A 13,670-nucleotide genomic window follows, 5' to 3' on the forward strand; every position below is an offset into this window, starting at 1 on the left:
GTGCCGCAACCGGCGAGCATGAATTCGACAAGCTCTGCGCCGAACTGGGCATCGAGCACCGCCTCACCCCGCCGAAATCGCCCCAGACCAACGGTATGGTCGAGCGCTTCAACGGCCGGATCGAAGAGGTTCTTCAAAGCCACCACTTCCGCTCAGGCGAGGAACTGGAGACCACACTTCATCGATATGTCTGGCTCTACAACCAGCAGCTCCCGCAATCAGCCTTGGGCAGCAGGTCGCCCTTGCAGGCGATGAAGGACTGGCACAAACTCAAGCCGCAGTTGTTCAGGAAGAAGCCATACTACCTTCCGGGATGTGACAGCTATCCCAAATGACACTTCGTTCCTCAACTGACGCAAATCGCGTCGGAACTCGCCGCTTCAGATACCACGTCTTTCCGCGCAGGACAGGTTTTGACATCCTCGCATTCCCCAACATACGGCTTCGTGAAGCATAATGTGGTGCAGAAAGGGTAGCAAAACAAGGGAGAGGGGTCAGCTCACGTGAACCACATCAAGATAAGTGTTTGATTTTAATGTATATTATAAAATTATCCACATATTACAGTGGCGGAGCCGATGGGATTCGAACCCACGAGACCCTTCCGGGCCTACTCCCTTAGCAGGGGAGCGCCTTCGACCACTCGGCCACAGCTCCGCTGATGCGTATAACGGGGCGGGCGGCGGGAACACAAGGCTGAATTTGCCCTGCGTTCCGAAAGCCTTCGATCAGAGCGTGATCACCGTGGAGCCGGTGGTCTCGCGCGCCTCGAGGGCGCGATGCGCCTCGGCGATCTCCTCGAGCGGGTAGCGCCGGCCGATGGTGGGGCGCACCGCGCCGCTGCCGACCTTGTCGAAGAGGTGCCGCGCCATGTCCTGACAGCGCGCGTGATCGGCGAGAAAGGTGAAAAGAGTCGTGCGCGTCATCTTGAGCGAGCCCTTGGCCGCCAGCGTCAGCAGGCTCACCGGCGCGACCGGGCCCGAGGCATTGCCGAAGGAAATCATCATGCCGAGCGGTTTGAGGCAGTCGAGCGAGCGCTCGAACGTGTCCTGCCCGACCCCGTCCATCACCACATCGACGCCCGCGCCACCGGTCAGCGCCTTGACCTCTTCGACGAAATCGCCCGAACGGTAGTTGAGGCAGGTCTCGGCCCCGTTCTCGACCGCGAGCGCACATTTCTCATCCGTCCCGGCGGTGCCGATCAGGCGGATACCTATGGCGCGCGCCCATTGGCAGGCCAGAAGCCCCACGCCCCCGGCGGCGGCGTGAAAGAGCACGCTCTGTCCCTTTTCCAGCGGCCAGACCCGGTGAAAGAGATATTCCACCGTCATGCCCTGCAACATGATCGCGGCGGCCTCCTCGAAGGAAATCCCCTCGGGCAGCGGGCAGACCTGGGCGGCGGGCATGACGCGGGCCTCCGTGTAGGCCCCCGGCGGGGTGGCGGCATAGGCCGCGCGGTCGCCGGGTTTGAGATGGCTGACGCCCGCGCCCACGGCCTCGATCACGCCTGCGGCCTCCATCCCGAGGGCATGAGGCAGGGCAAGCGGGTAAAGCCCGGTGCGCTGATAGACGTCGATGAAGTTGAGGCCACAGGCCTCGTGGCGGATGCGGATCTCGCCCGGACCCGGCGCGCCGACCTCACGCTCGACCAGCGTCAAAACCTCGGGGCCACCGGTTGTCTCGATTACCACAGTGCGTGCCATGACGCGTCCCTCCCTGTCCTGTTCGCGGCGCAGTCAACACCAGCGGCCGGGGCATGGCAAGGCTCAGCGCACCAGCACCACGGGCACCTTGCAGGAGCGGACCATTTCCGTGGTGGTGGAGCCGATGATCAGGCTGCGGATGCGGCTGTGGCCATAGGCACCCATCACCACCATGTCAAAGCCCGCCTCTTCCACCAGCTTGCCGAGCGCCGTCTCGGGCTGGCCGGCGACCACATCCGTCTCGGCCTCGATCCCGGCGGCGACCAGAAGCGCGCGGGCATCTTCCAGACCCTTCCTGACGTCCGGCGTGGCCTGACCGACCGTCACCACATGCACCTTCAGCCCGGAGAAAAGCGGGCTGCGCGCGATGTGATCGACCGCCTTCATCGCCGAGGTGCCGCCGTCATAGGCCACGAGCACCTTCTCGATGGGCTGAAACGCGCGGGAGGCCACGAAAACCGGCTTGTGGCTGGCGCGCACGATGCGTTCGAGGTTCGATCCCAGATGGCCCTTGGCGAAATCGGCGGCCTCGCCGCGCTTGCCGATCACGATCACGCGGGCGTCATGCTCGACCTCGGCCACCGTCTCGACGATATCGCCCTGCCGCAGGCGGGTGGTGATCTCGTTGATCTCGGCCTTCTCGAGGATCGCGCGCGCGTCTTCCAGGATCGCCCGCCCGCGATGCGCCACCAGCTTGGCGCGCTGTGCGTCAAGCTCGGCCAGTTCCTCCAGCAATGCCGTGCGCGCGCCCAGTCTGATCGCGCCTGAAAGGTCCTGCTTCTCCGCCCCTTCGCGCCGCCCGAGCACATGCAGCAACTCGACCGCCGCGCCGGTGCGCTGCGCGATCCAGGCCGCGTGGTCGCAGACCGAGGCCGAATAGATCGACCCGTCCACCAATGCGATCACCTTGTCCGTCATGGTCATATCCTCCCTCAATGCGCCATCAGCTTGTCCATCGCGCCCGGCTTGTCATGGATGGCAAGCCTGTCAACGATGGTCTCTGTGGCCTCGTTCATGCCGATGATCTCGACCTCGGCCCCGTCGCGGCGGAATTTGAGGATCACCATGTCAAGCGCCTGAACCGAGGAAATATCCCAGATATGCGCGCGGCTCACGTCGATGATGACCTTTTCCAGCGCTTCCTTGAAGTCGAAAGCGTTCATGAAATCCTCGACCGAGCCGTAGAATAGCTGCCCCTCCACGACGTAGGTGCGGTGGCTGCCGCTTTTGGTGATATGGCTCGTCACCTTGAAAAGCTGCGCGATCTTGCCGGCAAAGAAGATGCCCGACAGGAGCACGCCCACCAGCACGCCGATGGCAAGGTTGTGGGTGTAGACCACGGTGACCACGGTGGCCAGCATCACGATGGAGGACGAGCGCGGATGCGTGCGCAGGTTCTTGATCGACGACCACGAGAACGTGCCGACCGCGACCATGATCATGATCGCCACCAGCGCCGCCATCGGAATGAGGCTGACCACATCGCCGAGCCCCACCACCATCGCCAGCAGGAATACCCCCGCCGAAAAGGACGACAGCCGCCCGCGCCCGCCGGATTTCACGTTGATGATCGATTGGCCGATCATCGCACAGCCCGCCATGCCGCCGATAAAGCCGGTCGCGGTATTGGCGATGCCCTGCCCGACCATCTCCTGAGAGCGGTTGGATTTGGTGTCGGTCAGGTCATCGACGATGTTCTGCGTCATCAGGCTTTCGAGAAGGCCCACGACCGCCACCGCCATGGAATAGGGCAGGATGATCATCAGCGTCTCGAAGGTCAGCGGGATCTGCGGGATCAGGAACACCGGCAATGTGTCGGGCAGCGCGCCCATATCGCCCACGGTGCGCACATCGAGACCCATGAAGTAGGCGATTGCGGTCAGCACAACAATGGTCACCAAGGGCGACGGAATGGCGCTTGTCAGCAGCGGAAAGAGATAGATGATCGCCAACCCCGCCGCCACCAGCACAAAGGTGATCCATGTCACGGCGCGCGGATCAAGCTCGGGCAGTTGCGCCATGAAGATCAGGATCGCCAGCGCGTTGACAAAGCCGGTCATCACCGATTTCGACACGTAGCGCATGACAAATCCCAGCCGCAGCACCCCCATGCCGATCTGGATCAACCCTGCCAGCACGGTTGCCGCCAGCAGGTATTCCAGCCCGTGATCCCGCACCAGCGTGATCATCAGCACAGCCGTCGCGGCGGTGGCCGCCGAGATCATGCCCGGCCGACCGCCGGTGAACGCGATCAGCACCGAAATCGAGAAGCTGGCGTAAAGCCCCACCTTCGGGTCCACGCCCGCGATGATCGAGAATGCGATGGCCTCGGGGATCAGCGCGAGCGCAACCACCAGCCCGGCGAGGATATCGCCCCTGACATTTCCGAACCATTGTGCCCGATAGGCGTCGAGAGAGATCATGCGTTCATCCGTTTCCTGTCCGGCATTGGCGGCCGCCGGGCTGTCCTTGTCGTGCGAGAGCTGTGCAGGGAACCGACGACAGGACGCCATTACAAGGCCTGTCCGCTCCACCCTCCCGCCCCCTACCCGCCTGCCCCGCCCCTGCCAACCGGAAATTGCCGCATTGCAGAATTGCGTCATGCGCAAGGCTTGTCCGCCCTGACTGCCGTGCCGCCATGGGGCCATGGTGCGCGCACCGCTTGTTGCCTGCCCATGGGCGCGATAGAGAGGGAGCAAGACAGCGAGAGGCAGGCACATGCGCATTCTGATCACAAATGACGACGGCATCAACGCACCGGGCCTTGCGGTGCTTGCGGAAATCGCCAGCGCACTTGCGGGCGATGACGGTGAGGTCTGGACCGTGGCCCCCGCCTTCGAGCAATCGGGCGTGGGCCATTGCATCTCCTATACCCGCCCGATGATGATCAGCGAAATGGCCCCGCGCCGCTATGCCGCCGAGGGCAGCCCGGCCGATTGCGTGCTGGCCGGGCTTTATGACGTGATGAAGGACGCACGCCCCGATCTGGTTCTCTCGGGCGTCAATCGCGGCAACAACTCGGCCGAGAACGCGGTCTATTCCGGCACCGTGGGCGCGGCGATGGAGGCAGCCTTGCACGGTGTGCCCGCGGTCGCGCTCAGCCAGTATTACGGCCCCGCGCAGCGCGACGCGCCCGATCCTTTCGAGGCCGCGCGCGTGCACGGCCTGCCCGTGCTGCGCCGTCTTCTGGACAAGGGTGTGTGGACGCGCGACGATTACGGCATCTTCTACAACATCAACTTTCCGCCCGTCCCGGCGGCGGATGTCAAGGGCATCCGCGCCGCGCGACAGGGCTTTCGCCGCGACATGGGCTTTGGCGTGCAGCCCGCGCATTCCCCCTCGGGGCGGCGGTTCCTGTGGGTCACGGGCGCGCCGCAGAACATGCCCACCAGCCCCGGCTCGGATGCGGATGTGAACCTTCAGGGCTATATCTCGGTGACGCCGATGCGCGCGGATCTCACGGCGCATGACGCGCTGGAGGCACTGAAAGCCATCGAATGAGCGACGGGGACGATCATATCGCCGAACGCAAGATGCAGTTCCTTTATGCCCTGCGCTCGCGCGGTGTGACGGATGCGCGCGTGCTCACCGCGATGGAACGGATGGACCGTGGCCCCTTCGTGCGCGGCTATTTCACCGACCGCGCCTATGAGGACATGCCGCTGCCCATTGCCTGCGGCCAGACCATCAGCCAGCCCTCGGTGGTGGGGCTGATGACGCAGGCGCTGAAGGTCACGCCGCGCGACAAGGTGCTGGAGGTGGGCACCGGCTCGGGCTATCAGGCCGCGATCCTGAGCCAGCTTGCCCGCCGCGTCTATACCGTGGACCGTCACCGCCGCCTCGTGCGCGAGGCGTGCGAGATTTTCGCGGCACTCGATCTGACCAATATCATCGCGCTCACCGCCGATGGCAGCTTTGGCCTGCCCGAACAGGCCCCATTCGACCGGATCATCGTGACGGCAGCGGCCGAGGATCCGCCGGGGCCGCTCTTGGCGCAACTCAAGATCGGCGGTATCATGGTCTTGCCCGTCGGTCAGTCCGATGCGGTGCAGCATCTCATCCGCGTGACCCGGCACGAGACCGGATACGAGTATGACGAACTGCGCCCGGTGCGCTTCGTGCCGCTGGTCGAGGGGCTGGGGCGCGATGGGTAAGGGCCCGCACGGGCACGGCGCGACAAGAGGCGCAAAGACAGGACGAGGCAGGAAACAGGGAGTATCGAGGATGCGACAGTTACCGCGACATCTGGCGATCGGCATGGGGCTGGCTTTGGGGCTTGCCGCCTGTAGCCAACCGCTCGACATCGACATGCGCGGGGCCTTCGGCAACGCGCCCAGTACCGCCGACGCGGCGCGCACGGCCAGCACGGCGCGCCCGCAGCCCGACGACCGCGGCATCATCTCCTATCCCGGCTATCAGGTGGCGGTGGCGCGGCGCGACGATACGCTCGCGCGGCTGGCCACCCGTATCGGGGCCGACGCCGAGGAGCTTGCCCGCTTCAACGGCATCCAGACCGGCGACATCCTGCGTGACGGCGAGATCGTGGCCCTGCCCCGCCGTGTCGCCGAACCGACCGGCGGGCCGATCCAGCCTCCTTCGGGCGTCGATATCGCCTCGGTGGCGGGCGGAGCCATCGCGCGCGCCGATGCGCAACAGGTCCGAACCACGACACTCGCCCCCGCGGCGCAGGTGGGCACAGAGCCCGTGCGCCACCGGGTCGAGCGCGGCGAGACAGCCTTTTCCATCGCGCGGCTCTACAACGTCTCGGTGCGCAGCCTTGCGGACTGGAACGGGCTCGGACCCGATTTCGCCGTTCGCGAGGGTCAGCATCTGCTCATTCCCGTGGCGACGCCCGGCGCGACGCCCCCGCCGCGCGAAGCGGCGGCCGCCCCGGCCGCCGTCAGCCCGCCCGGCTCCGGCTCGCCCACACCCACGCCGCCAAGCGCGGCACAGCCCCTGCCCGCAGAAGAGACCCGGCCGGTCGCCACACCGACCCCGCCGGTCGCCGCCCCGGACCTCGGCCAAACCGCAACAGGCAGCGCGCGCATGGCGCAGCCCGTCGAAGGCTCGATCATCCGCGACTATGCCAAGGGCCGCAATGACGGCATCGACATCGCCGCCACCCCCGGCGCGCCCGTGAAGGCCGCCGATGCGGGCACGGTTGCCGCGATCACCGAGGACACCAACGGCATCCCCATCATCGTGATCCGCCATCAGGGCAGCCTGCTCACCGTTTATTCGAACGTGGACGCGCTCAGCGTCAAGAAGGGCGATACCGTTGCACGCGGCCAGAAGATCGCCGAGATCCGCCGCGACGGCGCGGCCGCGCTGCATTTCGAGGTGCGCGACGGGTTCGAAAGCGTCGATCCCAACCGGTTTCTCAATCCCTGAGCGCTCAGCGCGTCAGCGGCGGCGGGGGCGCGGCACAATGCCCGCCGGTGGCCGCCAGACCCGAGCCGAGCGCAATCATCGGCGGGGCGTTATAGGGGTTGAGCGGCTGCGACTGCGCCTGATCGAGCGCCAGCAGCCCGGCCACCCCCAGCGCCACCAGAAGCGTCACATGCACCCGCCTCATCGCCGCGCCTCCAGACCCAGCGAGGGCCGTAGCCTGATCCCCACCCAGGATCCGGCAAAGGCCGCCGCGAACCAGACCCAGCCATGCGCCGAGCCGGTGGCGATGCCGCTGAAGAACGCGCCGATATTGCAGCCGAAGGCCAGCCGCGAGCTGTAGCCCAGCACCAGCCCCGCCACGATCACCGCCACCCAGGCGCGCGCGGGCAGCACGCCCACAGGCGAGGCAAGACCCGTCCGCCACCACGCCACCAGCGCCGCGCCGCCGATGAGGCCCAGATCGGTGAGCGAGGTGATATCCAGCAAAAGGCTGGCCTCGACCTGCGCCGCATTGGCCGGAGCCGACCAGAAGACCGACCCCGAGAGATCACCCCCCACGGCCACCACACCCTTGGCCACCCAGAGACCAAGGCCGTAGACCACGCCCCAGGGCTGTCCCGCCACGACCAGATGCAGGATGGCCAGCGCCGCCAGCGCCAGCAGCGCGCCCCAGTATCGGGCAGGCAGCCGGTGACTGCCGCGGCGTCCGATCACGAGCGCCAGCGCCGCCACCCCGGCCAGCCCGAGAAGCGTGATGCCAAGACCAAACGTCCCTTCCAGCGCCATGACCGGCAGGCTGCCAAGCGCGGTCCACCAGCTCAGGTGCCAGGCGCCTGCGAAACTGCCGATGGCGAAGAAGGGCAGCGCCACCGCGCCGATGGCATTGCCGCTCCCGGCATTGACCAGCGTGCCCGAGCCGCAGCCAAGCACGATCTGCATCGCCGCGCCAAAGACGAAGGCCCCGCCGACCATCGCCAGCCCGATGGGCGCATGGGCCCCCTTCAACTCGGCCCCGTTGGCGGCCAGCAGCGGCAGCGCCGCGCAGGCGACAATGGCAATCGCCAGAAGCTGCGCCAGAAGGCCAGAGGCGTCGCGCTCGAGGATCATCCGCCGCCACGGCCCGGTAAAGCCGAAGCGAAAGCCTTCAAGCGTGAGGCCGAACCCCAGCCCGATCAGCAGCACCAGCCCCGAACGCGGCCCCGCGAACAGCGCCACAATCAGGACGGTCGCCGCCACGAGGGCAAGCATCGATGCGCGCGGCACGAGGCCCGGCGCGGTGGGGACAGCGGGCGCGGCCGTGGTCATGTCATTGCCTCAGTTCTTGCCGGTGATCTTGTCGAGCAGGTTTTGAAACAGCCCCGGCACATTCGCCATCTCGAGCCCGGCATTGGACCAGCCGACCACCGATTCGGGATACATCCGCACGCCCTCGATCCCCGCCAGTTCGCTCAGCGCGAACCAGTTTGTCGCGGCCCAATGCCCGGTATTGCAGAAACTCACCAGCCGGTCGCCGGGACCAAAGCCGTTTTCCTCGGCCAGTTGGCGCACGAGGTCCGGCTTGATCAGCGACGGCTCGCTTTGGCCGAACCAGCGATCATGGGTGAAATATTGCGATTGCGGGATGGTGCCGGGACGGGCGGCGGCGGCGTGCTTGGTCTCGCCTTTCCAGAACGCCTCGGGGCGCGCGTCGATCAGTTGGGCATTGTCGCGCCCGTCGACGATGGCCTGCACATCCTCCCGCGTGGCAAGCCATTCGCGCGAGAAACGCACGGTGATATCCGAGGGCGTGACCTGCGATGCGGGGCCGGTCTCTTGCGGCGCGTTGGCGGCAGCCCAGGCGTTCATGCCACCGTTGAGAATGGCCAGCGTCTCGACCCCGCTTGATTTCAACGTCCAGTAAACCCGCGCGGCCGCGCCGAAATCGGTCTGGTTGGTGCCCTGATGGACCACGACAACGGGCGTATCGGTGGAGATGCCAAGACCGCGCAGCACCTCGGTCAGATGCGCCTCGGAAACAAGCTCGCCGGGGTTCTCGGCGGGGCCGCGAAAGAGACCGTAGGGCGCGTTGAGCGCGCCGGGCACATGGCCGTTGGCGTAGGCATCGCCCGCGCGGATATCGAGCACGACAGGGGCCTCGGCGTCAAGCGCAGCGCGCAGATCGGAGACATCGACAAGCGGTCCGAGCGCGTGTGCCGCCATCGGAAACACGGCGAGCGCGAGGGCAAAGAGGGATTTGCGGAAGCGGGCGAACATGAGCGGGTCTCCTTTCGCGCGAAAGCTGACGGTTGCGCGATAGATACGCCCCAAGCCCCGCCGCAACAAGCCTCGTCACGCAGTCTGACACGCGTTTGAGACCGCGCATCGCGCCAGATGTGACTGGACAAGCGGCGCGCTTGGGCCAAGCATGGCCGGAGCCGGAACACTGCGAAAGGACCGCGCATGGCCAAGCCGCCCTTTACCCTCGTGCAACTCTCGGTGCTCGAGGCCATCGCGCGCTGCGGTGGGATCGGGGCGGCGGCGCGCGACCTGGGATTGTCGCAGCCGTCGGTCTCGAACCACCTGTCGCAGATCGAGGAGAAACTGCGCGCGCGCCTCTTTGACCGCTCCGGCCACCGGCTTGAGGCGAACGCGCTGCTGATGCCCCTTCTGCCGCGCCTGCGGGCATTGTTGCAACTCTCCGACGAGGTGGCGGACGGGCTTGGCGGACTGGCCACGCTCGATTCTGGGCGCCTGGCCATCGGCTACACCACGCATCAGTTCATCATGGACATTCTCGCCACATTCCGCTTGCGCCACCCCGGCGTGCGGATCGAGGCACGCTGCCATGGCTCGCATGACCTGCTCGAGGGGCTGCGCCATGGCGCGTTCGAGGCCTGTTTCGTCACCCTGCCCGAGCCGGAGCCGGACCTTGTCTGCCTCGAATTGCGGCGCGAGGATGTGGTGCTGATGGTCGGGCGCGACAGCGCGCTTGCGACCCGCGCGCAGGTGTCCTGGTCCGAGGTCGGCACGCTCGACCTCATTCGTCGCGAGGGGGCCTCGGGCACGCGACGCCTCTTTGACGCCTATGCCGCGCGGCAGGGCGTCAGCCTGCGCACCGCCATCGACCTTGGTTCGTGGGAATCGATGCGCCTCGCCGCCGCGCAGGGCGTGGGCGTGGGCATCGCCATGGCCGGCGAGATCGAGCCGGACGATCCGCGCATCGTGGCCGTCACCCTGCAAGAGCCGGTGCCGCGCCTCGGACATTACCTTGTGACCCTGCCCGAACAGCGCGACATGGGCGCGGTCGCGGCCCTCTTCGAGATCGCCGGGCTGCGCAAGCGCGCCGCCTGATAGGGAACCGTCCGTGAGCATTTGAGAAGCAAATGAATGCTTATGTTTCATTTATCCGTTACAGAATCGTGCAAAGGGATGACAGATTTGAAATTAGCGGTAACATCCCGCCACCAACACCTGGAGGAAAACCGATGCGTCCCAAGAAAATATCGCTGCTTGCCAGCACCACGGCGCTTGCCCTGAGCGGCACCATGGCCTTTGCCGCCTGCCCGCCTGCCACCGTGGCCGACATGAAGGGCCTTGCGCCCGCCTTCCCGCAACAGTTCGAACTGGCCGAGTTGCAGTCCGCCGCAAGCTGCACGCTCGATCTGGCCGAGAACCCGGCCATGGCCGATCTCAATGCGCGCATCGCGGGCAACCCGGATCTGCCGCCGGTGGCCGCACGCCTGCCCGAAGAGCCGCTGGTCGTGGCACCCTATGCAGCCATCGGCCAATATGGCGGCGTGCTGAGCGGGGCCTCGCGCGGCACCGAATCAGGCACATCCGACATGCTGTCGGTGCGTCATGTCAACCTCGTGCGCTACGCCGATGATCTCAAGACCATCGTGCCCAACGTGGCCAAGGGCTGGTCGTGGAACGCCGATTACACGCAACTGACCTTTACCCTGCGCAAGGGGCACAAATGGTCCGACGGCGCGCCCTTCACCGCGCATGACGTTGTTTTCTGGTATGATGACGTGCTCACCAATCCGGCGATCACCGAAACCACCCCCGGCCGCTGGCTCTTTGGCGGCGAGCCGGCCCGCGTCGAGGCGGTGGACGATGTCACCGTCACCTTTACCTTTCCCACGCCGCAGCCCAACCTCATCAACCGCTGGGCGATGGATTACGGCCAGACCTTCCTGCCGCGCCATTTTCTTGGCCGGTTCATGGACAAATACAACGATGGTGCCGCCGCGCTGCGCGCCGAACATGGCTTTGCCAGCGAGAAGGAGGCAATCGACTTCTATTACGGCGCGTCTGACTGGAAAGACGTGCCCTCACCGCTCATGAAGGACCCGGCCAAGGCCGCCGCCCTCGGCGCCGCCGTCAAGCCGACGCTGGAAAGCCATATCGTCGTGGCCGAGGATTCCAACGGCCGCCGCCTTGTCGCCAACCCCTATTTCCACATGGTCGACACGGCGGGCAACCAACTGCCCTATATCTCGGAGATCCGCGAGGATTACATCCCCGAGCGCGACGTGGTGAACCTCAAGGTCATGAACGGCGAAATCTCCTGGAAACAGCAGGCGATGGAGCTGAACGACTTTCCGCTCCTGAAGGAGAACGAGGCCAAGGGCAACTATACCGTGAGCCTTGCGCCGACACTGGGCGAGACGGTCTATTATTCCTTCGCGCGCAACCACAAGGACCCGGTTCTCCGCGACATCTTCAACGATCCGCGCTTTTCGCAGGCCATGTCACTGGGCCTCGACCGCGAGGAAATCCGCGAGATCGTGTATCTCGGACAGGGCACGCCCGCGCAGGCCATCCCGGTCGAGGCGCGCACCGTCGATTTCGTGCCCGACTATGCGCTCACGCAGTTTCTTGATCATGACGTGGCGGCGGCCAATGCGCTCCTCGACGAGATGGGCCTTGCCCGCGACGGCAGCGGCAAGCGCCAGCGCCCCGACGGCAAGCCGCTCGCCATCCGCATCCTCTTCGCCAGCCAGGGCAGTCCGGTGCAGTTGCACGAGTTGTCGCGCGGCATGTGGGAAGAGTTGGGGCTGACCGTCGATCTGCGCGAGGTGACATCGGACGAATATCGCTCCAGCGCCAATGCCAACGACGTGGACGTGTTCATCTGGAAGAATGACGGCATTTCGGGCCCGTTCATCGCGCAGGACGCCACCATGCTGGTGCCGCCCTTCGGCGATTTCTTCAACCCCGGCGGCGGTTTCGAATGGGCCAAGTGGCACCAGACGAACGGCGCCGAGGGGATCGAGCCGCCCGCCGATATACAGAAGCTGTGGGATCTCTCCGAACAGTTCCTGTCAGAGCCGCTCGGCACGCCCACGTCGAGCCGGATCGGCGAGGAGATCGTGCGCATCCATGCCGACCAGATGCTCAAGATCGGCGTCGTGGCGGAAATCCCGTCGCCTTACGTGCATCACAACAGCGTGCAGAACGTGCAGCCTCTCACGTCCAAGACCTATGACTACTACTGGACCTATCCCTACCGTCCGCAGCAGTGGTTCATCGCCAACTGAGGACTGAGCGCCGCCCGCCCCGGCCTTGCGCCGGGGCGGGTGCCGCCTGTGGGGGACACAGATGGCCCGTTTCCTGATCGACCGGATCGTCGGCATGGTCGTGACGCTCGTTCTCGTCTCGATCATGGTCTTCGTGATCATGGAACTGCCGCCCGGCGACTATGCCGAGCGCTATGCGTTCCGCAAATATTCCGGCACCGGCGTCACCATGACCGAAGCCGATGTGCAGGCGATCCGGGTCGAGCTTGGCCTCGATGCGCCAGCCGTGACGCGCTATCTGGACTGGATCGGCGGCATCGTGCTGCGCGGCGATTTCGGACCGGCCTATGCCTTTGACACCTCCGTCAACACCATCATCAGCGGCAAGGTCTGGCTGACGCTGGGGTTGCTCTTTGCCACGCTGATCGTGACTTATCTCGTGTCGATCCCGGTGGGGATCTATGCCGCCGTGCGTCGGGGCGGGTTCGCCGATTACGGGCTGACCGTATTTTCATATCTCGGCCTTGCGCTGCCGAATTTCCTTCTGGCGCTGGTGATGCTCTATTTCGCCAACCGCTGGTTCGGGGCCTCGATCGGCGGGCTGTTCAGCCCGCAATATTCCGATGCGCCGTGGTCGGGGGCGAAATTCTGGGACCTGATGAAGCATCTGTGGCTGCCCGCCGCCGTGCTGGCCTGGTCTGCCATGGCCTATCAGATCCAGACGGTGCGCGCGACCATGTCGGACGAGTTGGGCAAGCTCTCGGTCATGGCCGCGCGCGCGCGCGGCGTGCCCGAGGGGCGGCTTTTGCTGAAATATCCCGCGCGGCTGGCGATCAACCCGGTGGTCTCGACCATCGGTTTCGACGTCAACCGGATATTCTCGGAACTGCCCATCGTCGCGGTGGTCCTGGGGCTGACCGAACTGGGGGATCTCTTGCTCAAATCCTATCTCGATCTCGACATGAACGTGGCGGGCGCGATCCTTCTGCTGCTGACGGTGGTGATCGTGGTGATGAATTTCGTCTCCGACCTGCTGCTGGCATGGCTCGACCCGCGTATCCGGCTGGGAGGGTGA

General features: G+C 65.7%; 13 protein-coding genes and 1 tRNA gene. 7 read left to right on the forward strand and 7 right to left on the reverse strand.

The window, feature by feature from the left end:
* Positions 1–335: integrase core domain-containing protein (locus ABIE57_RS06490; RefSeq protein ID WP_354538196.1), on the forward strand; the 335-nt coding region annotated here is incomplete at its 5' end.
* Between the two features lie 232 nt (positions 336–567).
* Here ABIE57_RS06490 and ABIE57_RS06495 read toward each other — a convergent pair.
* The 4 genes from ABIE57_RS06495 to ABIE57_RS06510 all read right to left on the reverse strand — a co-directional run bounded on the left by ABIE57_RS06495 (position 568) and on the right by ABIE57_RS06510 (position 4,126).
* Positions 568–657: transfer RNA gene (locus ABIE57_RS06495), tRNA-Ser, on the reverse strand.
* Positions 658–728: 71 nt separating this feature from the next.
* Complete coding sequence (locus tag ABIE57_RS06500) at positions 729–1,703, reverse strand: quinone oxidoreductase family protein (protein ID WP_354538197.1); 975 nt, start codon at positions 1,701–1,703, stop codon at positions 729–731.
* Positions 1,704–1,766: 63 nt separating this feature from the next.
* Positions 1,767–2,621 carry a universal stress protein gene (locus ABIE57_RS06505; protein ID WP_354538198.1) on the reverse strand — a complete coding sequence of 285 codons (855 nt, stop codon included), beginning with the start codon at positions 2,619–2,621 and terminating at the stop codon, positions 1,767–1,769.
* Positions 2,622–2,635: 14 nt separating this feature from the next.
* Positions 2,636–4,126, reverse strand: a complete 1,491-nt coding sequence (locus ABIE57_RS06510) for a SulP family inorganic anion transporter (RefSeq protein ID WP_354538199.1) — start codon at positions 4,124–4,126, stop codon at positions 2,636–2,638.
* Between the two features lie 295 nt (positions 4,127–4,421).
* On the opposite strand from ABIE57_RS06510, the gene surE reads away from it, so the two are divergent.
* From surE to ABIE57_RS06525, 3 genes are all read left to right on the forward strand, one after another.
* Positions 4,422–5,204 (forward strand): 5'/3'-nucleotidase SurE, encoded by a 783-nt coding sequence (gene surE / locus ABIE57_RS06515; RefSeq protein WP_354538200.1) that lies wholly within the window; start codon positions 4,422–4,424, stop codon positions 5,202–5,204.
* Positions 5,201–5,857: a protein-L-isoaspartate(D-aspartate) O-methyltransferase gene (locus ABIE57_RS06520; protein ID WP_354538201.1), complete on the forward strand. Its 657-nt coding sequence runs from the start codon at positions 5,201–5,203 to the stop codon at positions 5,855–5,857. The genes surE and ABIE57_RS06520 overlap by 4 nt, the downstream gene beginning before the upstream one ends.
* A gap of 70 nt (positions 5,858–5,927) precedes the next feature.
* The gene (locus ABIE57_RS06525) at positions 5,928–7,094 is read left to right on the forward strand and encodes a peptidoglycan DD-metalloendopeptidase family protein (protein ID WP_354538202.1); all 1,167 of its coding nucleotides are present in this window, start codon (positions 5,928–5,930) and stop codon (positions 7,092–7,094) included.
* A gap of 4 nt (positions 7,095–7,098) precedes the next feature.
* On the opposite strand, the gene ABIE57_RS06530 is transcribed toward ABIE57_RS06525, so the two are convergent.
* From ABIE57_RS06530 to ABIE57_RS06540, 3 genes are read right to left on the reverse strand one after another with little or no spacing between them, the layout of a single operon-like run.
* Complete coding sequence (locus ABIE57_RS06530; protein WP_354538203.1) at positions 7,099–7,278, reverse strand: hypothetical protein; 180 nt, start codon at positions 7,276–7,278, stop codon at positions 7,099–7,101.
* Positions 7,275–8,399: a YeeE/YedE family protein gene (locus ABIE57_RS06535; protein ID WP_454283718.1), complete on the reverse strand. Its 1,125-nt coding sequence runs from the start codon at positions 8,397–8,399 to the stop codon at positions 7,275–7,277. The genes ABIE57_RS06530 and ABIE57_RS06535 overlap by 4 nt, the downstream gene beginning before the upstream one ends.
* A 9-nt stretch (positions 8,400–8,408) precedes the next feature.
* Positions 8,409–9,347, reverse strand: a complete 939-nt coding sequence (locus ABIE57_RS06540) for a sulfurtransferase (protein ID WP_354538204.1) — start codon at positions 9,345–9,347, stop codon at positions 8,409–8,411.
* Positions 9,348–9,533: 186 nt separating this feature from the next.
* Here ABIE57_RS06540 and ABIE57_RS06545 point away from each other — a divergent pair, with 186 nt between their 5' ends.
* The 3 genes from ABIE57_RS06545 (at position 9,534) to ABIE57_RS06555 (ending at position 13,670) form a co-directional block, all read left to right on the forward strand.
* Positions 9,534–10,424, forward strand: a complete 891-nt coding sequence (locus tag ABIE57_RS06545) for a LysR substrate-binding domain-containing protein (protein WP_354538205.1) — start codon at positions 9,534–9,536, stop codon at positions 10,422–10,424.
* Positions 10,425–10,558: 134 nt separating this feature from the next.
* Positions 10,559–12,616, forward strand: coding sequence for an ABC transporter substrate-binding protein (locus ABIE57_RS06550; RefSeq protein ID WP_354538206.1), 2,058 nt, complete (start codon positions 10,559–10,561; stop codon positions 12,614–12,616).
* A 61-nt stretch (positions 12,617–12,677) separates the two neighbouring features.
* Positions 12,678–13,670 carry an ABC transporter permease gene (locus ABIE57_RS06555; protein WP_354538207.1) on the forward strand — a complete coding sequence of 331 codons (993 nt, stop codon included), beginning with the start codon at positions 12,678–12,680 and terminating at the stop codon, positions 13,668–13,670.

Source organism: Roseovarius sp. MBR-6, from assembly GCF_040547525.1.
GTDB lineage: Bacteria > Pseudomonadota > Alphaproteobacteria > Rhodobacterales > Rhodobacteraceae > Roseovarius.

Excerpts from the sequence above, each read along its gene's own strand:
- ABIE57_RS06500 (WP_354538197.1), bottom strand. The coding sequence starts at position 1,703 with ATGGCACGCACTGTGGTAATCGAGACAACCGGTGGCCCCGAGGTTTTG.
- ABIE57_RS06505 (WP_354538198.1), bottom strand. The coding sequence starts at position 2,621 with ATGACGGACAAGGTGATCGCATTGGTGGACGGGTCGATCTATTCGGCC.
- ABIE57_RS06510 (WP_354538199.1), bottom strand. The coding sequence starts at position 4,126 with ATGATCTCTCTCGACGCCTATCGGGCACAATGGTTCGGAAATGTCAGG.
- surE (WP_354538200.1), top strand. The coding sequence starts at position 4,422 with ATGCGCATTCTGATCACAAATGACGACGGCATCAACGCACCGGGCCTT.
- ABIE57_RS06520 (WP_354538201.1), top strand. The coding sequence starts at position 5,201 with ATGAGCGACGGGGACGATCATATCGCCGAACGCAAGATGCAGTTCCTT.
- ABIE57_RS06525 (WP_354538202.1), top strand. The coding sequence starts at position 5,928 with ATGCGACAGTTACCGCGACATCTGGCGATCGGCATGGGGCTGGCTTTG.
- ABIE57_RS06530 (WP_354538203.1), bottom strand. The coding sequence starts at position 7,278 with ATGAGGCGGGTGCATGTGACGCTTCTGGTGGCGCTGGGGGTGGCCGGG.
- ABIE57_RS06535 (WP_454283718.1), bottom strand. The coding sequence starts at position 8,399 with ATGACCACGGCCGCGCCCGCTGTCCCCACCGCGCCGGGCCTCGTGCCG.
- ABIE57_RS06540 (WP_354538204.1), bottom strand. The coding sequence starts at position 9,347 with ATGTTCGCCCGCTTCCGCAAATCCCTCTTTGCCCTCGCGCTCGCCGTG.
- ABIE57_RS06545 (WP_354538205.1), top strand. The coding sequence starts at position 9,534 with ATGGCCAAGCCGCCCTTTACCCTCGTGCAACTCTCGGTGCTCGAGGCC.
- ABIE57_RS06550 (WP_354538206.1), top strand. The coding sequence starts at position 10,559 with ATGCGTCCCAAGAAAATATCGCTGCTTGCCAGCACCACGGCGCTTGCC.
- ABIE57_RS06555 (WP_354538207.1), top strand. The coding sequence starts at position 12,678 with ATGGCCCGTTTCCTGATCGACCGGATCGTCGGCATGGTCGTGACGCTC.